The organism is Ruegeria sp. CDSA221 (genome assembly GCF_059611825.1).
The window spans coordinates 249,961-269,957 of sequence record NZ_JBXWPK010000004.1 but is presented as its reverse complement, the minus strand read 5'-3'; the positions used below and the strand labels follow the sequence as shown (position 1 = coordinate 269,957).

17 protein-coding genes and 1 pseudogene are annotated in these 19,997 nt (G+C 54.5%); 4 read left to right on the top strand and 14 right to left on the bottom strand.

Going from position 1 to position 19,997, the window contains the following annotated elements; translation table 11 throughout:
• Positions 1–12: 12 nt before the first annotated feature.
• Complete coding sequence (locus AC2FJ5_RS08345; RefSeq protein WP_496793068.1) at positions 13–528, bottom strand: DUF805 domain-containing protein; 516 nt, start codon at positions 526–528, stop codon at positions 13–15.
• A gap of 568 nt (positions 529–1,096) precedes the next feature.
• On the opposite strand from AC2FJ5_RS08345, the gene AC2FJ5_RS08340 reads away from it, so the two are divergent.
• Both AC2FJ5_RS08340 and AC2FJ5_RS08335 read left to right on the top strand, forming a co-directional pair.
• Positions 1,097–1,396 (top strand): hypothetical protein, encoded by a 300-nt coding sequence (locus AC2FJ5_RS08340; protein WP_496793066.1) that lies wholly within the window; start codon positions 1,097–1,099, stop codon positions 1,394–1,396.
• 169 nt (positions 1,397–1,565) lie between these two features.
• On the top strand, positions 1,566–3,065 hold the full coding sequence (locus tag AC2FJ5_RS08335; RefSeq protein ID WP_496793065.1) for a ShlB/FhaC/HecB family hemolysin secretion/activation protein: 1,500 nt from the start codon (positions 1,566–1,568) through the stop codon (positions 3,063–3,065).
• Positions 3,066–4,413: 1,348 nt separating this feature from the next.
• Here AC2FJ5_RS08335 and AC2FJ5_RS08330 read toward each other — a convergent pair.
• From AC2FJ5_RS08330 to AC2FJ5_RS08285, 10 genes and pseudogenes are all read right to left on the bottom strand, one after another.
• The gene (locus AC2FJ5_RS08330; protein ID WP_496793064.1) at positions 4,414–4,629 is read right to left on the bottom strand and encodes a hypothetical protein; all 216 of its coding nucleotides are present in this window, start codon (positions 4,627–4,629) and stop codon (positions 4,414–4,416) included.
• A 54-nt stretch (positions 4,630–4,683) separates the two neighbouring features.
• Positions 4,684–5,373 (bottom strand): hypothetical protein, encoded by a 690-nt coding sequence (locus AC2FJ5_RS08325; RefSeq protein WP_496793062.1) that lies wholly within the window; start codon positions 5,371–5,373, stop codon positions 4,684–4,686.
• 244 nt (positions 5,374–5,617) lie between these two features.
• Positions 5,618–5,827: pseudogene (locus tag AC2FJ5_RS08320) on the bottom strand (IS5/IS1182 family transposase); the annotation flags it as partial.
• 134 nt (positions 5,828–5,961) lie between these two features.
• The gene (locus AC2FJ5_RS08315) at positions 5,962–6,129 is read right to left on the bottom strand and encodes a hypothetical protein (protein ID WP_496793061.1); all 168 of its coding nucleotides are present in this window, start codon (positions 6,127–6,129) and stop codon (positions 5,962–5,964) included.
• Positions 6,130–6,359: 230 nt separating this feature from the next.
• A complete protein-coding gene (locus AC2FJ5_RS08310; protein ID WP_496793060.1) occupies positions 6,360–7,538 on the bottom strand; it encodes an acyl-CoA dehydrogenase family protein in 1,179 nt (392 codons plus the stop codon).
• Between the two features lie 192 nt (positions 7,539–7,730).
• Positions 7,731–8,750 (bottom strand): AraC family transcriptional regulator, encoded by a 1,020-nt coding sequence (locus AC2FJ5_RS08305; protein ID WP_496793058.1) that lies wholly within the window; start codon positions 8,748–8,750, stop codon positions 7,731–7,733.
• Positions 8,751–8,878: 128 nt separating this feature from the next.
• Entirely contained in the window at positions 8,879–10,063 is a 1,185-nt protein-coding gene (locus AC2FJ5_RS08300; protein ID WP_496793057.1) for an acetyl-CoA C-acyltransferase, read from the bottom strand.
• Positions 10,060–12,180, bottom strand: coding sequence for a 3-hydroxyacyl-CoA dehydrogenase NAD-binding domain-containing protein (locus AC2FJ5_RS08295; protein ID WP_496793056.1), 2,121 nt, complete (start codon positions 12,178–12,180; stop codon positions 10,060–10,062). The genes AC2FJ5_RS08300 and AC2FJ5_RS08295 overlap by 4 nt, the downstream gene beginning before the upstream one ends.
• An 11-nt stretch (positions 12,181–12,191) precedes the next feature.
• Positions 12,192–12,878 (bottom strand): dimethylsulfonioproprionate lyase family protein, encoded by a 687-nt coding sequence (locus AC2FJ5_RS08290; RefSeq protein ID WP_496793055.1) that lies wholly within the window; start codon positions 12,876–12,878, stop codon positions 12,192–12,194.
• Positions 12,875–14,479 carry a fatty acid--CoA ligase gene (locus tag AC2FJ5_RS08285; protein WP_496793053.1) on the bottom strand — a complete coding sequence of 535 codons (1,605 nt, stop codon included), beginning with the start codon at positions 14,477–14,479 and terminating at the stop codon, positions 12,875–12,877. The genes AC2FJ5_RS08290 and AC2FJ5_RS08285 overlap by 4 nt, the downstream gene beginning before the upstream one ends.
• Positions 14,480–14,716: 237 nt before the next feature.
• On the opposite strand from AC2FJ5_RS08285, the gene AC2FJ5_RS08280 reads away from it, so the two are divergent.
• Positions 14,717–15,640, top strand: a complete 924-nt coding sequence (locus AC2FJ5_RS08280; RefSeq protein ID WP_074738240.1) for a LysR substrate-binding domain-containing protein — start codon at positions 14,717–14,719, stop codon at positions 15,638–15,640.
• Positions 15,641–15,673: 33 nt separating this feature from the next.
• Here the strand turns inward: AC2FJ5_RS08280 and AC2FJ5_RS08275 are convergent, their stop codons facing one another.
• The 3 genes from AC2FJ5_RS08275 to AC2FJ5_RS08265 all read right to left on the bottom strand — a co-directional run bounded on the left by AC2FJ5_RS08275 (position 15,674) and on the right by AC2FJ5_RS08265 (position 18,812).
• Complete coding sequence (locus AC2FJ5_RS08275; protein WP_074738238.1) at positions 15,674–16,732, bottom strand: quaternary amine ABC transporter ATP-binding protein; 1,059 nt, start codon at positions 16,730–16,732, stop codon at positions 15,674–15,676.
• Between the two features lie 12 nt (positions 16,733–16,744).
• Positions 16,745–17,773 (bottom strand): ABC transporter permease, encoded by a 1,029-nt coding sequence (locus AC2FJ5_RS08270; RefSeq protein WP_271952652.1) that lies wholly within the window; start codon positions 17,771–17,773, stop codon positions 16,745–16,747.
• A gap of 67 nt (positions 17,774–17,840) precedes the next feature.
• A complete protein-coding gene (locus AC2FJ5_RS08265; RefSeq protein ID WP_058274113.1) occupies positions 17,841–18,812 on the bottom strand; it encodes an ABC transporter substrate-binding protein in 972 nt (323 codons plus the stop codon).
• A 639-nt stretch (positions 18,813–19,451) separates the two neighbouring features.
• Between AC2FJ5_RS08265 and AC2FJ5_RS08260 the strand changes: the two genes are divergently transcribed.
• Positions 19,452–19,637 carry a hypothetical protein gene (locus AC2FJ5_RS08260; protein ID WP_496708843.1) on the top strand — a complete coding sequence of 62 codons (186 nt, stop codon included), beginning with the start codon at positions 19,452–19,454 and terminating at the stop codon, positions 19,635–19,637.
• Positions 19,638–19,997: the final 360 nt, after the last annotated feature.

Here is a 19,997-nt window from a genome sequence, read left to right as displayed (position 1 = left end):
CCCACAGCGAGGTCAGGAAGCAGGTGCGCCGTATTCGTTTGCGCCTTCTTGGGAAGGTCGTGTCAGCCACCAGATCATCAGAATCGACAGAACGAATTGCAGAATTGAGACAACGACAATACCGGTCAAGCCCAGGACTGCCGCGGGTCCTCGCAATGCATCGGGGTTTTCGGTCCCTTGCTCCAATACCGAAAAGAACGCCACCCCACCCAGCATAACAAAAAGCGTTGTAATGCTGAGCACCATCGGCAGCAGCAAGTACCAACCAGGTCGTCCTGTATCATGCAGCCTCCGCCAACCGGCGGCTAGCATTGGTATGAGAACGGCCAGTTGAAAAACAGAGGACAGAACCCGAGATCCTTGGCCTGTTTCGGGGTTTGTCCCGAACAGGATCGAATCCAACCCGGCAAAAACGGCACTTACGAGAACCACAAACAAGAAGAACCACCAGTATTCTGTGCGTATAGCCCGCCCGGAGAACTGGAAGTATTTCGAGAAACACGTTTTAACTGCTTCACCGAATCCCATCTTTCATTCCTTTCTCAGTTTCTGTGCGGTCTCAAAACATTTCGCCGCTCAGGAGAACACACTCTCCCCTCTGGGTACTCCCACTTACCTTTTTGTTTGAAAGCAGAAGCCTATCGTACGAGAGCGTAAAGAAGTTTACGCGCGGAAAAAATGTTGATTTATGAAAAAATATATTCGAACATACGAATTCGACACAACTTTTTTTACCTCCGTTGTTGTCGCTGTCGCCCGATCTACCGGGCCCTTCCGACTGCTGGAGTGAGTGCCGGCGGTCGGAAGGCACTTCACAATAATCTGGCTTGGGAGAACACGATGCTCAGACTTAACGTACTCGCCCTCTCTCCCAAGTTCGCTCTAGCTTTTACCAGTGACGTCATACGGCCATCACGCGTTGTTGGCGGCCTCGGTAGTCAACGTAATGTCGTTCTGCCCCACAAGCCCCCCGCGGCAAGTTTTTGGGAAAGGTAGTCAAAGGATCGAGGTGTGTTCTGTTGGCTGCACAGACGCAAAAGCTTCAAACATGCGCATCCAATTTCACTAATTTCAAAGGAACCTGAGGGAGAAAAAAATGACTAACAAGAAGGTTATGATTGCAGGCATGACATGTTTCGCATTGCTTGCAGCCTGCGACGACACGAGTACGTCCAGCGCGTCCGCCGAGCTCACGCCCGCTCAGCAGGCATGTTTACGGGATGTAGCCAACGCGACGAACAATTCGCAAGTCGTGGTGCTCTCATCTGCGTTTAGCGAGGCGGGAACACAAGTTACTGTCGGCGTAGGTGCGGATCGCGCTCCGTGGAATTGCATTGCCTACAGTGATGGCGCGACAGCTGGTATCGAGTTCCTTGGCGACGAAGGCGCATTGTAGTCTGTTTGCTGTGTATCTCGAAAGCACCAGTCGTGATCAAATTTGAATAACGGCAAGCTTAGACATTCAAACCTCGTAATAGGTTTGGGTTTTAACATGCTCAATCATGCTAAGGTTGTAGAAAATGCCCGTAACCAACTCGGTTGTAATTGCGATCATTTGCACTTTTGTGGCCATTGTTTCAGTTCCAAAATACAGCATTGCACAAACTTGGGACATAGCATCACAGCACTCTGTCAGCGGCGTAACGGTGTATGATTCAGATGAGCTGTTAACTTTTGCCGGTCAGTTGGCCTTTGATCGGTCAGGGCGCATCACAGCGGTGGAGGTCGCATCAACGATCACGCAGATCTACCGAGAAGACGGCTATTTTTTGGCTGAGGCCTGGCCTGGCCCCGATGGGCAGAGCATTGTTGTTGATGAAGGGCGTATTCAAACCATCGAAATTGAAGGTGTAGATACGCGCACGTTCCAAACCTTGGAAAAGATCTTTCGCCCCCTCACCACCGCATATCCAATAACTCTCAAACAATTTGAGCGGGCGGTTATGTTGGCTGAGGACATACCTGATTTGGAATTGTCGACCGAACTTGATTATCCGGATCAGGCAGGTGCTAGGCTGAGAGTATTGGGAGAGCCTCTGCGCAAACAAGCCGGGAGTGCGACACTCGACAACCCTCCGCGTGAGCTTGGAGAAGCGCTCAGCTTCTATGTCGTACAAGAGTTTTATTCGACGCTGACCGTCGGGGATTTACTGCGCTTTGAGGGATCAGGCAATTACAATTGGGACAAAGACGACGAACACTCTTTGTGGGGCGCTGTTACCTATCGCACGCCGCTGAACAGCAATGGTCTCTACGGTGAGATTTTCTACGGCAACATAAACGCAAAACGTGACCTCTCGGGGGATTTTGCAAGAACGGATATTGACGGCGAGAACTTCACCGTCGCGATGGGTTACCCCGTGATCCGCGATGTAGCCCGATATGGATATTTTCTGCTGGATTATCGCCTTTCAAAAGCGGACTCAGTCAGTGGCGGCGTTCCATTGTCCAGTGACGCGAGCGTTGTTGGTCTTACGTATCTTTACGGGCAAAACTATCCAAAAGGGCAAGCTCTGGAAGCGGGGCTAACCTTATCTTTTGGTGACAATGACAATGACACGACAGACGCAAATTTTGACGACGGAGACTCTTCGTTCTGGCATCTGCGGGGCGGCATCGGATACGAAAGCCCACTAACGGCTTTGGCACCCAACACAGCTTGGCGCACCGAGATCTGGGGCCAGTTCACAACCGACCGGCTGCCCTCGGTCGAGGAGTACTTCCTTGGTGATCGTTATGCTTTGCGCGGATATCGTTTCGACGAAGTAGACGGTGATTCCGGGATTTCCGCGATTTTCGAAGTGTCGCACTCCTACTTTCCAAGTTCCCAAAGCATTCATCGCTTAACGCCTTTTGTCTTTTTCGACGTGGGTTACATCTCGAACAATGACCCAGCGAGTTTTGAAGTTGATAATGCTACACTGGCATCGACAGGTCTGGGTTTGGACATTGAGTTTAAGCAAAACCTATTCCTGTCCGGATATGTCGGTGTCCCTTTGAGAGATGGCCCTTTGACCGACTCAGGCGATCCTGGCGCGTATCTTGCTCTGACAACAAGTTGGTGAGGATGTTATGAAACGGAACTGCATTGTTTTACTTACCGCAGCTTGTTTGGGCGCAGAGCTGGCCGCTACGCAGGTCGTCGCGCAGGGAAATCATTTTGGGTGGTGCCGTGGCGTAGGGAATCCGCACCAGTCGAGCCAAGGATGTGGGCAGGCCGGTGGGCAAGGGGCAGGCAATCAAATTACCGGCCCAACGCAGCCGGTGGCAAATCAGTTGCCGCCTAAAGGAACACAGCAAACGCCCACATCAGTTACTGTTCCAGTCCTTGCGCCGGGCGCGGTCCCGAACGCAATTCCCGGTCAGGTTCCTATTGCGACACCAATAGCGGTTCCAGGTCAGGTTCCCACGCCGGTCCTAGCGCCGACCCTAGTTCCGCCTTTGACACCAAACGCGACACCAAACCGGGTTCCGACAGCTGTTCCAAATCAGGTTCCCTCATTGGCTACCGGTCCTACCGCGGTGCCGCCGCAAGTTCCGACTGCAACTCCCAATCAAGTTCCGATAGCTATCCCTGGCCAGGTTCCGCCTCAAGTTACTGGCCCGACGGCTGTGCCGCCCCTTGTGCCAACAGCAATACCCAACCAAATACCAGTCGCAGTGCCAGGTCGTGTTCCGCAACCCAGCGGCACTACAGCGACGCCACCGCTTGTCCCAACCGCAACCCCCAATCAGGTTCCCACCGCGGTTCCTGGCCAGGTTCCACAGTTGACACCAAAACCTACGGCAACTCACGTGGCCGTCCCAGGACATCCGAAGCCACAAGGCGTCGTGACAATCATGCGCCCAAAGCCGAGGCCGACAACCGGTACTGTTCAGCAACCTGGCACAACACAAGTGACCCACCATTTAACCCACCAACGTAATTCAAAGAAACACGATCACGTCGCAGCAACACCTGGACGGCATGACCCGCACGACCTACCGAGATTCCGCAACGCGGCGGCCAAGGAAAACTGGGAATGCGTTGCCAGCGGATTTGGACAGCGCCGGTATGACGCTGGGCGGGGCGTGTTACTGAACAACGGAGCATTGCGGCACCTCGGAAACGTGGACGCAATGGCCCGGGATGTACCTGCTCGTCATCCAAAACACTCTGGGTGCATTATTTCGGTCAAACGAAAGCAGCGCTGAAGCTCGCTGGGTAGGTTTTGCTCGGGTAATGAGATTAATCGACCAATAGTTCGTCAATTGTCATCTGGAAAATTGGATTTCGTATTGCCTTTAATCCCTGGCGCTTACGTTGGCTGATGTAGCCCAACAATGCTCCGTACCCAAATTTACTTCAAATAGGCCAACAATCTAAAGCGCCGCACTTCCACGAAGAGCCTCCGACCATCTGGGCCGGTCAAATTAGGCAAGCGAAACTTTGAACGGTAACTTTGCAAAGTCAGCTTTCTGCGCAAAGCCGCCGTTAGCAACGACAGTTGCTGCAATCGCGGCGAATGTCGGCTCAGTGGCCACCTGCTCAATGCCCGCTTCGGTTTGCATGAAGATCGCGGCTGGGAATATTTCTTGCGACATAATCTGCCTTGAGTATTTCGTCAGGCGTGCCTTCAAAAAGAACATTGCTGGAAAACTCGCCGTCTATCACCGCTTTGAGAAATGTAAGTTGCTCTTGATTTAGTTGCATATGTTTTTATCAGCTTCTTTGATTTCAAGATTTTGGATTGCTTTTTCGAGCTCTAACAAGGGCCTAGACCACTCGCTCATACCCAATGTTTCCCAACTCGCAACAGAAGTAGGCCAGTGACCGTCTAAATCGGACGCTGTATTGAAGGCTACGGAAACCATCGAATTGTTTTGGCGTAACCCCGTCAGTAGGCAGCTTCGCCTCGTTGGGTCTTCGCTATCGAGTACTAGGCCTTGGTCGCAAGATGCCTTGACAGGCGAACCAAACAACTTTGCATCTTTAGGAACAAAAAGCTTGGTGCCGGATTGAAGCTTTCTGTTCTTTGGATGGGTCCCCATCCAACTTTCGAAATCCTCCCATATCCCAGCGTAGAGCCTGAGCTCGCGAATTTTGTAAGGCGATTTCTGACCAAGGAGTGTGTCCAGCAGAGGTGGCTGCCTTCCGTAAGGGCCAAAAACAATGGCTTTGGCCTTCAACGGCGCTTCATCGAAAATCTTCTGGAGTTGTTCCGGTGTCATTCGATCCATGGATCGAAAATCTTTCAACGATCCATCGGGCTGTATGATCTGCAACTGTGGTACCAACGGCACAGTCATATGTTGCTCACCCAGACACACAGCAAGGTTGCTCGGCGCAGGGGTCTCAACGATGCTGTTTTCAGCTATCCCGGTTGACGCCATGAATGTGCCTGTAAGCAAAGCAGTAGCGGGGATCAAAGCTCCAAATCTCATATAATCGACCCTCTCGTTTTACTGACAACCTATGGCAGAGGTTATGTCAGGATCTTCTCCTTAAGCAATTTTCACGTGTTGTCGAGATAGTCAATCATAATCAATGACTTCTAATACCTTTATGTGCGCAGCTAGGGGACCAAGAGTCAGGAGATATTGGCAACGCGACGACCTGAAAGACTAGGCTCAGGGCTCATAGCCAATTGGTGATCAAAGCAGCGAGAGCGATTGCTGAGAAGAAAACCTTGGGACACCTGTCGTACCGCGTCCCCACACGGCGCCCGTCCTTCAATCTGCTAAACATGATCTCGATCCGATTGCAGCCTGGGATGCACACGCTTGTCCCTCTGACTTTCAACGCGTCTCTGAACCAATCGGCATCATAACCGACCGCGATCACCCAGCAACCGTTCGACATTACTGGTCACGGAATAAGCTGTTCTGACGGGAGAATTTTCAACTACGTAGACAGCCATGCACGAGGTTGCGCGAGAAGTTCCGTTACCGTTAGCCGAACAGGCTTCTGGGCCTACGACATCAATCCGTCGCCACATTGTACTTCGCATTATCGCCTCCGGCCAGCGCTATTGCATTGCTTGTCCCATAGTAGACGTTCGTGCGCCTTGCAGCATCGGTCAAAATGGGCTCGCACCGGACCTTCTCTGCGGCTTGCACCAACTTGCGGTTAGAGCCCTTATCAGACATTCGACATCGCCTAAGTGTTCGCTCATGCAGCGGGCCGCTAGCCGCGCATTCCGGACGTTCAGAACGAGGTGGCAAAAAGCAGGTGAGCGGGACAAAGGGTGAATTCGCTGCGTTTGCACCAAGGTCTGCAATCTCGAGTAACCGGCCGCACGTGTGCGGCCGATCTTTCGATTTTACCGATCAGTGAGGAGATTTTCAGGTTGGTTCCGCTTCACCGGGGGGTGGGACGTTCAGCCGGTTTCACCAAATCCTTTCGGTACTGGCAGGTCAGGCAAGCTTGCCGCACGTTTCTGCAAGGCCCGCCCGATGACCACGCGGCTGATTTCCGTCGTCCCGTCCACGATCCGCAGCATTTGTGCAAGACGGGACAAACGATCCAGACCATAAGGCTGCAACAGCCCCATGCCGCCCAGCACTTGCGTGCAGGTATTTGCAGCCTTCACTGCGGCATCTGGCACAAACCGTTTGGCATGGGCGGCCATCAGTGGGCCCTCGGGCGTGCCAAGGGCCTTTGCCGCCTTGCGGTAAAGCAGTTTCGAGGCTTCAAGATCGGTCGCAACTTCGCCCAGCATCCACTGGATCCCGTCCAGATCGAGGTTCTTGCCACCGAACATCTTGCGGTTCTTGGAATAGGACAGCGCCGTATCCAATGCGGCTTGCATCAATCCACAACATCCTGACGCGATTGAGACGCGGGCGATGTCGATCGCCATGAGTGAACCTTGCAGGCCCTGGCCAATGGGCAGGATGATGTTGTCTCCACTCACCACGACCTTGTCCATGTACATCTCGGCCAGAGGCAGGAAGCTGTAGGACGGGGTATCATAGAGCGGTCCAAAGCTGAGGCCCGGCGCGTCGGCGGGAATGGCGATCATCGCCATATCCTTGTGGCCGAGTGCGTCACTGGTTTTGACCACGGTGAAATAGATATCAGCCTCGGTCGCCAGGCTGACCCATGCCTTCGCACCGCTGATCGTCCATGTGCCGTCGTTATTGATCACGGCTCGCGAATACATGTTTGTGGCATCCGATCCGGATTGCGGTTCGGTCAGTGCAAAGTTCGCCAGTTTGCGGCCCGAGGTCAGATCCCGTGCCCATTTTTCCTTGAAGGCATCTGTGCCATAGCCGCAGCCCGCGAAGGTGCAGATGTTATGCATCGACAGGGCAAAAGCATAAGCGCCATCTCCGAGCCCCAGCTGTTCGTAGACCTGAATGCCCTCTGAAAGTGGCAAGCCCTGGCCGCCAAACTCTTCGGGGGCGTAGAGCCCGGTCAGGCCAGCGGCCCCGGCCTTGTCCGACGCATCACGGGGCCATGTCTTCGTGGCGTTCCAGGCGTCCACATTGGGCAGGATGACCTGCTCGGCGTGGTCGCGTGCGGCCTGGAGTATGGTGGCGAGTTTGTCTGACATTGGTGGATCCTTTCAATGGCGATTGTTCTCAGATGACGCCACAACCCGGCAATAGTGGATGGCCAGACTGATGAGCTATGAAGGCGAAACTTCAGCTGAAAATGCTTCTATGCGGCAAGATTTAGCGAGCCAGCCCGTTAAGCTCTATCTCGTGCGCTGACAGATAATTGTCCAAAAGTGACAAATGGCAGCTTATGTTTGTGATTTGCGGTATGAGCTGGGCGTGCTTCCGGTCCAGCGTTGAAAGGCCCGGTGGAAATTGGCCGCCGACGAAAATCCGACATCATGTGCGATGGCTTCAACGCTTTTGCGCCCCGCCTGAAGATCACGGATTGCGATGTCGCGCCGCAGGGCATCCTTTATGGCCTGAAACGACGTGCCATCCGCGTGTAGCCTGCGGATCAGGGTGCGCGGGGTCATGTGCATTGCGGATGCAGTCTGTGTTAAGGTCGCCGAATCCCAACCTGTCTGACCCAGATACGTGCGCACCCGCAGCGATTGGGTGTGTTCGCGGGAAGAGGTAAAAATCCAGTCTCGCGGCGCGTTTTGCAAAAACCGGTCAAGATCAGCTGTGCTTCGAGTCTGCACAGGGCCCATTACATTCGGATCAAACGCGATGGCGGTGGCGGGTTGGCCAAACCGCAGCGGTGCAGGAAAGATAATCGCGTAATCCTGATCAAAGTCCGGTCGATCAAACGCGAAATCAACGGCCTTAACCGGAATCTCATGCCCTGCCAGCCAAGACATGAGCCCGTGGGCAAGTTTGAGGATCAGCATATGCCCAAACCGCTGAAGCGGCACTTCGCCTTGTGGTTTCAGGGTAAGCACCAACGCGTTGTCGGCGTCCTCCAGATCAAACTGGTAATCATCCAGCAACAAGTTCCAGAACGTTGAAAACCGGTAGAGCGCCGATGCAAGAGACGTGGCTTCCCTGACAGTAGTCAGAAGATGTTGTAGGGCCCTCGGCCGGACGGGTCTGCTCCAAAGCCCCATCATCTCATCACCGGTCTCAACTGCGGCAAGTTGATAGAGGCAAACGATCTGATCCAGCGTGACGCGACCATTCGGCGAGCGCGTATCCGCGTTCAGACCGGACCGGCTAAGCAGCGACGCCATCTGCGCCTCTGGGCATAGGGCACGCAGCGCTGCCAGCCAGTCATCGACAAACTGGCTGGAAACCGTGGAAAGGATCGTTGGCGTGACATTGGTCATAACGCCTCAGGAGGTATCACCAATTCCGGTCGACATGAAATGCAGGCTTGCAGATGGCGGCTTTCCCAGATGACAGAATGTCAATGTCTCAACCAGATAACGCTCTGCTTGAACTCATTTCAGTGGGGTCAGGCGACTTCGAACAACGCTGCGGCCCCCATGCCTCCGCCAACACACATGGAGGTCACCACGTATTTTACGCCACGACGCCTCCCCTCAAGCAGAGCGTGCCCGACTTGTCTCGCACCTGTCATGCCGTAGGGGTGGCCAATCGATATCGCACCGCCGTTCACGTTGTAGATTTCGGGATCGATCCCAAGGTGGTCGCGGCAATAGAGAACCTGGCAGGCAAAGGCTTCGTTAAGCTCCCAAAGGCCGATGTCTTCGATGCGAAGACCTGCATTCTTAAGCAGCTTTGGAATGGCATAGATTGGGCCGACCCCCATCTCTTCCGGTGCGTTTCCTGCAACAGCCATGCCGCGATAGATACCTAGCGGTGTGAGGCCCCGCTGCTCAGCCATTTTGCCTTCCATGAGCACACACGCCGAGGCACCGTCAGAAAGCTGGCTTGCGTTTCCGGCAGTGATCACGCCTCCTTCGACAACCGGGTTCAGCTGGCCAAGTGTTTCGGCCGTCGTACCCGGCCTGTTGCCTTCGTCTTTTGACAAGGTCACTTCTTCCAGGGTTTCCTCTCCGGTTTCGCGATTCTTGACCCGCTTTATCGCAGTGATCGGGACAATCTCGTCATCAAAGGCGCCAGCAGCCTGAGCCCGGGCCGTCCGACCTTGGGAAAGTGCAGCATATTCATCCTGGGCGTCACGACTGATCCCATATGCCTGCGCCACATTTTCCGCCGTCATCAGCATCGGCATATAGGCATGTTCAGATTGGGCGATAACGTTTGGATCTTTCTCATCGCCCGCCCATTTCAGATAGGCATTCTGCAGGGTGGAAATATTTTCCTGCCCGCCTGCCACGGCGACATTCTGACCATCCACAATGACCTGCTTTGCGGCCGTCGCAATGGCCATCAACCCGGAGGAACATTGCCTGTCGATCGTCTGTCCTGCCACCGTATTGGGAAGGCCCGCCGCCAGCGCCGACAAACGAGCGACATTCATGCCTGCTGTCCCCGCCGTAAGGACCGATCCGATGACGACATCTTCGATCGAACCGGGGTCCACGCCTGCACGTTCAACAGCGTGCTGAATGGCGTGCCCCATCATGGTAGGGGATTTGATGTTGTTCAGCGCACCCTTGAAGGCAACCCCAATCGGGGTTCGGGCGGTTGAGACGATAACGGCTTCTCTCATGATTTTTCCTTTTTGGCATCAAAAAACGCGGTAAGTGTCACGCCCGAGGTTGCGAGTTCTTCCAACAAAGGCGCAGGCGTGAACCACATCTCGCCATAGGCGCCAAGCGACTGCCGATAGTGGTTCATGCGTTCCAGAATCTGGCTCAATCCAATCTCGTCGGCGTAGTGCATCGGGCCGCCGCGCCAGTTTGGAAAGCCATAACCATTGACCCAGATCAGGTCGCAATCACCCGGGCGCGTTGCAATGCCCTCTTCAAGGATGAGAAAGCCCTCGTTGATTAAGGGATAGAGGGATCGCTCAAGGATTTCCTGATCGTCGATGTCCCGGGGCGTCACTCCATGTAAGTCTGCTAACTCGGCGCTGATTTGAACAACCTCGGGATCTTCAACTCGTGTCCGGCCGTCGTAGACATAGCTTCCTCGCCCGGTTTTCTGGCCCAGTCGGCCCAACTCAAACAGTTTGTCCTGCACAGCCTGGTAAGTCGGGTCATGTGCGATTTCACTTCGCCGTTCCTGGCGTACGCGTGCGCCCACATCGACCCCGGCCAGATCTGCCATCGCGTGAATGCCCATGGCCATGCCGAAGTTCTCAAGGACGTCATCCACCTGTTTCGGCGTCGCCCCCTCAAGAAGCAGACGAGAACCTTCGCGGAAGTATGGCTCGAGCATCCGGTTTCCAACAAAGCCGTAGCACACGCCAACCGTGACAGGGAGCTTTCGGATCTTCTTTGCGACTGTGATTGCTGTTGAAATGACATCCGGAGCGGTCTTGGCGCCGCGCACCACCTCCAGCAAGCGCATGACATTGGCCGGGCTGAAGAAATGGAGACCAATCACATCCTCCGGACGGGATGTGACCGCGGCGATTTCATCAAGATCCAACGTCGATGTGTTTGAGGCCAGTATCGCGCCGGGTTTGGCGTGCTGGCCCAACGCTTCGAAAATCTGGCGTTTGACATTCATGCTTTCAAACGCCGCTTCAATGATCAGGTCGGCCTCTGCGAGGTCGCCGTAGCTGAGCGTCCCGGTGGCGTTGGATACGATGGCCTCTGCCCGATCGGCACTGAGCCGCCCTTTTTGAGCCGCACGCTGAAAATGCTCCCGGACCTTTTCCAGCCCCTGTTCGAGCGCGCCTTGCGTGGTTTCAAGAAGCGTGACCGGATATCCCGCCTGCAGAAAGGCGATGGCAATGCCGCGCCCCATTGTTCCGGCACCGATCACGGCGACCGATGAAATGTTACGTGGTCGGTCCGCACGGGTAACTCCCGGAACCTTGGTGCATTCACGCTCTGCAAAGAACAGGTGCCGCCCCGCGCGCGATTGAGGTGTGTCGAGCAGTTCAGCGAAACCTGCCTTCTCTTGTGCCAACCCCTCAGCCAGCGGCAATTCGCACGCGGCCTCGATGGATACCAAGCATCGTTCAGGTGCGACAAGGTTTTTGGACGTGTGCGCTATCTGGTCTCGGAAACCCGCGAGATAACCCTTCGGATCGGGGTGTGTGACGGTCATATCCGCGCAACTGCGTTTCGGATCGCCCTCATGGCTGACACGGGTGGCGAAGTCCAAAACATGCGCGCGAAAATCCTGGTTGTTTTCAAGCAGCGCGTCGACCAGCCCACAAGACAGGGCATATTCGCCTTTCACGGGATCACCCGAGAGGATCATTTGCGTTGCCGCTTCCAGACCGGCAATCCGGGGTAGTCGTTGGGTGCCTCCGGCACCAGGCAGCAGCCCCAGTTTGATCTCAGGTAGGCCCATCACGGCATCCGGCGTGGCGACACGGTAATCACAGGCAAGCGCGATCTCCAGCGCACCACCCATAGCGGGACCTGCTATCGCGGCGATAATGGGTTTTTTGCTGGTTTCAATCGTTTCACACAGGGCTGGCAGGTCCGGCTTGTCCCAAACTGCCCCGGTACGGAACTCGACGATGTCAGCGCCGCCGCAAAAGAGCGGCAGAGCCGAGCATAGAACGATAGCTTTGACCTGTTCATCGGCGTCCAACTCGTGGATGGCCGAGGAAAGCGCCTGTCGCATCTTGAGACCAAGAGCGTTCACTGGCGGGGCATTCAGCTCAATGAAAGCGACACCCTCGGTGTGTTTAATGGAAATCATGTTTGGAAACCTCAATTGGACTGTTTGGCAAGATCTTGTTCGATCTCTGCCCAATCGTCGAAGTGGATTACGTTGCAGGGTGAATTCACGTTCTCGAGCCAGACAAAGACGGAGATGAATGGCTGGTCATAGACCCGGGTGGCGTGGGGATCGCCCGCCGCGTTCCAGATAAGTGATCCAGCCGGATAATCCTGCCAGTCACGGGTGCCAAACCGCCAACCAGATTTCTCGGACAGGTTCAGGTACAGCTCTGGCGCGTCGTGGTTGTGGTCGCGATACAGCGTCCTTGGTCCCAGCATGAAAATGCCAAGGTTGAAATCGAGATGGTGATATCCACATGCATCCGGCCCGATCAGCAGAGTATGTAGGTTACACTTTGTGTATCCCTCGCCCAATTCGGCACCAGGGGGATAGAATTGGGCGTTGTCTTCGCGCCAGATTAGATCATCCTTGGCCGCTTTCAGACAACCTGCGATTTCCTGCAATTCGGGGGCGACAATCCCGGCGATGGCGTTCTTCAGTACCTCATCGTGCCGGGTTCCTTGGGGAGGTAAGTCAATGAGCTTCTCATCGGACAGGTCCATGGCTGCCAGCTTGTCCAACGTCAGATCAACGCCGCGCGTGGCAGCTCTGTGAGCCTGCAGATAGGTGACAATGGATTGAATAAGCGCCTGAATACGACGTTGTTTGTCTGTCATGATTTTAGGTCCGAGCGCGTTGAAATATCTTGCCGCACGAGTTTCTTGTCGAGCTTGCCGACGCTGGTTTTAGGTAGGCGGTCGACAAAGATTATCTCGTCTGGAACTGCCCATTTTGAGATCTCGCCTTCACCGACACGCGACTGGATTTCTTCCATGACTCTCAAGCGCACAAGATCCGGGTCGGCATCCTTTGCGGCTTGAGCAACCAACACTGGCCTTTCGCCCCATTTCGCGTGCGGCAGCCCGATTGCTGCGACGTCCTCAACGCCGCTGCAAGACGATGCTATGTTTTCCAGTGCCAGTGAGGATATCCATTCGCCGCCGGTCTTGATCACATCCTTGAGGCGGTCAGTAATCTGCAGCGATCCATTCTCGCGGATATACCCAACATCCCCGGTATGCAGATACCCACCGTCCCAAAGCTCATCCGAGGCTTGCGCATTATCCAGATAGCCTTGTGTCAACCAGGGCGCCCGAGCAACAACTTCGCCGGTTGTTTCGCCGTCATGTGGGGCGTCCTGCATATCCGGTGTCACAACACGAAGGTCGACAAGAGGGCCGGGAAAGCCGGTTTGCGCCTGCATCTCGGGGTCATTGCTGGACAAATCGGCCACCGTCAGAAACGGACAGGTTTCGGACATCCCATAGGCCGCATGCAAGGATATGCCTGCCGCCGCGGCGCGGTCCTGCAGGCCTCGCGGCAAAGCGGCCCCGCCAATGATCACTTTCCATCTGTCCAGGTCAATTTGTGGGCAGCCCGGATGGTCGAGCACCATTGACAGAACCGTGGGCACGCAGTGTGAAAAGGTGACGTTTTCGTCTGCAATCAATCGCAAGATTGTGTCAGGGTCATATCGACCGGGATAGACCTGACGCAGCCCCAGCATCGTTGCGGCATATGGAAATCCCCAGCCGTGGACGTGAAACAAGGGCGTCAGCGGCATGTAGACGTCGCCGCGATGAAATCCGGCATTCCCGGGCCATGCGCCGAAACCTGCGATCAAGCCCAATGTGTGAAGGACCAACTGCCGGTGTGAATAGCTCACCCCCTTGGGATTGCCGGTGGTCCCGGTCGTATAAAACAGGGTTGCCGTTTGGTTTTCATCGAAGTCCGGGAAGTCAAAGCAGCCTGGGGCTTTGCCTATCCACTCTTCATACCCTTCTCCGTCTCCAATCGGCACGATGATGATGTCCCGATCAAAGCCCGATTTGATACCCTCAATGAGCGGCATGAAATCGCGGTGCACGATGATCAGATCCGGTTGCCCATGGTTGATCGTATAAAGAACCTGAGCAGGAGACAGACGCACGTTGATCGTGAAAAGGGACGCGCCCATCATCGGGATCGCGAAAAAACACTCAAGATAACGGTGCGTATCCCAATCCATGACACCGACGCGCATGCCCTCATGTATCCCGCTCGCCTTTAAAGAATTGGCAAGTTGGCGCACGCGTTTGCCCAAGTCCGCGTAGCTCAGTCGCATTTCGGTGCCGCTGACGATCTCTTGGCTGGCTGACGCGAGCTGGGATCCGGCCAGCAAGTGTTTAATCAGCAACGGATAGCCATATGCATTTGGCGAAGGTGAAAGTGGTGGCATGAAGGTGGAATCCCATAACATCTCTATCTGCTAATCTGGCATTTCTCACCCAGTTGAAGAATTGAAAGAAATTTCCTTTCATCAAGAAATTCTAACCGATCACATCGCACCGCGAATTGCGTGCTACCCCCTGACAGGTTATGAAAAAGAGTATCAATACCCTGCTATATTCGCGCCCGTCGTCGGATAACTCTGCTTGAGGGTAAGCAGAATTGATTTCATAGAGGAGATGCAGCAATGACCACTCACATGCCCACGCTGGTTTCACTGCGCGCTTTTGAGGCGGTGGCGCGTCACAAGAGTTTCCGAAAGGCCGCTGACGAGATTTGTGTGACGCATGCGGCAGTCAGCCACCAGGTCAAAGCATTAGAAACAACAATCGGTGTTAAACTACTGGAACGCACAAGCCGTTCGGTCGAGCTAACACCGGCTGGCGAGCAATATTACCCGCCAATACGCGAACACATTCAGGGAATCATCAAAGCCACTCGGCGCATCCAGACACCTGAGGAACCGGACGTGTTGCTCGTTCAGTCCTACGCAAGTTTCAATACAATGTGGTTACAGCCCAGATTGGCAGACTTTCTTCAGGATAATCCGGACACACGCGTGCGCATCGTCTCTACCTTTGAAGACGGTGATTATGACATGCACCGGTTCGATGTGGGCGTGTTCAACGCGCCACCATTTGACAAACGGTTTGACTATAGCCCCTTGTTCGAAACGGATATCTACCCGGTATGTGCTCCGGAGGCCTTGAAAGCCGCAAGCGGTGGAATGCCGCTGGAAGAGCTAAGAAATTTCCTGTTGCTGAGTGTCCCAAACACATGGAATGAGCCGGATGACTGGGACTGCTGGTTGGATGCGGCGGGCTTAGATCGCGAAACGATGAAATTTGGCTCTGTTTTCGACAATTACCCGCTGGTCCGTGAAGCTGTTCTAAAAAATCACGGTATCAGCGTCGCAAGAGCACCGTTTTGCACGCGTGACCTTGAAAGGGAGCGCCTGGTCAAACCGTTTGATATTTCGGTGCCCGAGCCAGGCAGCTGGTATCTGGCGACGCAAAAAGAACGTGCACCCAACCCAAAGCTCGATACGTTTGTTGACTGGCTGTTCGAACAGATCGAAGCCGACCCAACCATGCGGCTATTTCGGGCCTGATCTGATGAATTCCAGCTTTGTCGTCAGCGCGCGTCAGGACTGACGTGCGCCTGCTTCGGATGCGACGCGAGGGACGAGTGCGCGAACCAGTTCAGTCATATCCAGTGAGCCGACTGTCTTCTCCCCATCCTTGACGACATAGGCGTGTGACGTATCCCCGCCGGACCGCGCGATCATGCTTTCGAGCGTGTCGTTCACGTCCACTTCGCCATGGGCATCTTCTGGCACTTGGCCACCGTCCAGCGGGGTCATGATCGAGCGGACCCGCAGAACCCGTGCTCGGTTGATGTCGCTCACGAAGTCTTCGATGTAAGGATCGTTGGGGTTCAACAGAATATGCTGCGGCTCGCCCTGCTGCACGACAAAGCCGTCTTTAAGGATCACAAGGTGATCGGCCAGCTTCAACGCCTCATCTAGATCGTGAGTGATGAAGATGATGGTCTTGTGCAGCTCTTTTTGCAGCTCGAGCAGCAGGTCCTGCATGTCGGTTCGGATCAGTGGGTCAAGAGCCGAGAAAGCCTCGTCCATCAGCATGATCGGTGTGTTCGCGGTCAGCGCCCGGGCAATGCCCACACGCTGTTGCATCCCACCGGACAATTGCGCTGGATAATGGTTCTCGAACCCGCTCAGACCCACGCGATCCAGCCACTTGGCGGCTTCACGGTCGCAAGTCGCCTCGTCCTCGCCGCGCACCGAGAGCGGCATGCCTGCGTTCTTCAGCACGGTTTTGTGCGGCAATAACGCGAACTTCTGGAACACCATCGACATCTTTTCCTGTCGAGCATGGCGCAACCCGTCCTCGGACAGTTGCATCACATCCTCACCCTGCACGATGATCTCGCCCGCAGTGGGTTCGATCAATCGGTTCAGGTGGCGGATCAGCGTGGATTTGCCCGAGCCTGACAGGCCCATGACAACTGTGATTTCGCCCGCCTGCATATCGACGTTGATGTTGTTGAGACCCAATACGTGCCCGTGCCGTGCCAACAATTCTTCCTTGCCCATGCCTCCTTTGACATGCTGCAACACGTCCTTGTCGCGGGTGCCAAAGATTTTATAGAGCCCGGACAGGCTGACCATTGGTTGTGTCATCGAACAGGCTCCTTAGTGTTTGACTTGGGTTTTATCGACCCGTGTGAGAGCTGCTTTGGACACGCGATCAAGGATCACTGCGAGCAGCACGATGCCGATGCCAGCGACGATGCCCACACCCAGTTCAAGGTTCCGGATACCGCGCAACACGTTCACGCCCAGACCGGGTGCCGAAACAAGAGAGGCGATCACGACCATGGCAAGGCTCATCATGATGGTCTGGTTTATTCCGGCCATGATATTGGGCAACGCCAAAGGGAGTTGCACCCGCAACAGTTTCTGGCGATCTGTCATGCCAAAGGCATTGGCCGCCTCAATCACGTCCCTGTCGACAAGCCGGATGCCCAGATCGGTCAGGCGGATCACAGGGACAATCGCGTAAAGGATGATTGCAATCCCGTAGAGTTTGGATTCCGTGACCGAGAACAAGAAAATCAGAGGGATCAGGTACACGAAGGTCGGCAGGGTCTGCAGCAGGTCGAGTAACGGAACCACGCTTTTTTGCAATCGGTCAGATTTCGACATGGCAATGCCAATGGGTACACCGAACAGCACCGATATCGTCGTACATACAAAGATGATCGACAGAGTCTGCATCGCCACATCGTAGTGGTCTACGACGGCCAGCAGCATAATCGAGACGGCGACGAAGATCGTCACAGGGCGCGAACGCGACGCGTACCAGGAAATCGCCACCAGAAGCGGGACCATGATGAACCATGGCGTCGCTTCAAACAGCCAAAGTGCGCCATCCAATATCCAGCTCAATGGCTGTGTGATCGGGTCCAGAACGGTTTTCAGGACCGGTTTGGCTGCCAGAAACCCTTCTTCGATCCCGTTGGTTACATCGCGCGACTGCCATATGCGGTTGCAGCTTTCGTGCAGATTATCAAACGAGGGAATTGGAATGAGCGGCCCAGAGGCCTCTTCTCCTCCTGCTTGCGCCGCAAGGTCCGCCAGCGAAAGAGGCGCTTTGTCATCTGACGTGCCACACCATTCGCTCAAACCCAATGCGCTGAATAACTTGTCATAGAAGGCCATTTATCCCACTTTCCGATCAACTTCAGTGCGTTAGGGGCATCGCTGAGGATGCCCCTGTCCATGCAGTTTACTGCAGCAATGCGGAAAGTTTGTCGCGCGCAGCATCGTTAAGCCACGCCCCCCAGACATCCTTGTAGGTTGTTAGGAAATGCACCGCGCCTTCATCGTAGGAGGCATTGTTGTCTTCAACCCATGCCAGCGTTTCGCCCATCTGTGCGTTGGTGAAGGACAGATTTGTCATCAGGTCAGACACTGCTGCGTTTTCGGCCATGAATTCTTTCGACAGAACTGTAACGACTTCACTGCGGGGGAAGGCGCTCATTTCTGGCGTCGCGCATTCCGCTGTGATGTTGCAGGCGTGCTTTTCAGGGTCATGGGGGCCCATATCGACCAGAGTCATCGGGTATTTGCCCAGTACCGATGTTGGTGCCCAATAAAAGCCGAACCATGGCTCTTTGTTTTCGTAGGCGGCAGCGATCGAAGCCGCAAGGGTTTCGCCTGATCCATGCACGAAGTTTTCAATGCCTGCATCAATCAGCCCGCCTGCCTTCATCAGGTTGGTGCTGACATTTAGACAGGTCCATCCCTCGGGGCAGTTGTGAAAGCGATTTCCGACGAGTTCGGGGTTGGCTGCGATGCCTTCAATTGTTGCCAGTTCCGGATGCTCCTCCACAAGGTAGTTCGGAACAAAGAACCCTTCGACACCGCCATCTGATAGAACTTCGGTCACAGGAATGATTGCACCTGAGTCAACCAGCCCTTGGTAAGCCGGCGCGCCGTTTGTCCAGATTTCAGTCAGAATATCGGGCTCTCCTGTCTCGGAAACGGATGCCAGCGCAGGGTTGCTCGAGAGCGGAACCGTGGTCACTTCGCAACCATAGCCTTGCTCCATCAGAAACTTCGAGACCGCGGTCACAATTTGCGCTGACCCCCAATCGGCCTGCATCAGTGATACTTCACCGCATTCGTTTGCCTGGGCCGCCGAAGCGGTGATTGCCGCAGCAAATACGCACCCGAGACCCGCTGAAATCTTGAACATTTCTTTCCTCCTTGTTATCGGCGAAACAGGGGCAGAGAAACGCTCCAAGCCAAAATTCGCCTTGTTTGTAGCGATGATTTGTACAGACAGGCCTAATAGCAAAAAACTGAAAAGAATTTTAGATCATGTACAATTGTTTACAGGTGGAAAGTTGAAGCCAGGCTCGAATTTAGTGACCTTCGTTCCAACGAAAGCTTCTTTAGATGTAAATCCATAGGTGGCTTATGCGTGTGTATAATTGCCTCTTCTCAAGAGTCGGCAGGAGGAGTGATCAAACCCGGGGACGTCCGTTCTGTGCTCATCACGCCCATTCGAACTAGCTGCAGCATCGGTAGATTTGGGCTCTGAGTTTGAATTCGCTGCGCCTTGCACGAACGTCCGGTGTTGGGGCCAAACGGGATCAGTGAACTTGAGTGCACCGCGATTTGGTCGCTGTCCATCGCCCCGAGTTTGTCGGAGACCATCTACTTAGATAAGAGTGATGGACATCTCAAAGACTAAGATGGAAAATCCTGAGCCCGATTTAAGTATTTAATAACAATATTTTACCATGATTCTTCTTACAGGTTGGCAGGAAATCATTTAGGATTTAGCAGGAATGGCGGGAAAAACCCGGCATAGAACCCACGGGATCAATCTATGACCCACCCAACAAATTTCATCGAAATCATCGAACAAGCTGTTGCCGCATGTGAGGCTGGTGATGCGCGCCAAATTAAAGCCCTGATGCAGGTCAATAACCATGCGTTGCAAGCGCGGGATGAACGAGATGCGGCGGCAGCGGCGTTGCGGATATTTGCAGATCACATTGAAGCCGCAGCCTGACAGTCGATCTGTCTGGGCGGCCAAGTGAACTCAAGTTCACTGCCATTCCCGTCGTTATCGATCAAGCAAAGACGGTGCCCGGAGCTTCCGATTCACCAAGGTCGAAGAAAGCTATTCTGCCACATGAAGCAAAAGAAATTGTCGAGCCTCCTGGTTAGAGACCTACGAGCCGCAATGCTGCTTGTTGGACGTCCAGGCTCTATCGTACCTATTTGTGCGTATACTTCTCCCCCTGACGAATTTCTCCCCTGATAGACCCTGAAAAATTCTGACAAGAAGCAGCCGACCTGTTTCAGGGTGGCTGCGTATTCGTTGAGTGTATGTAGAAGTCCTTATACGTATAATCTGGCCCCTTTCCGC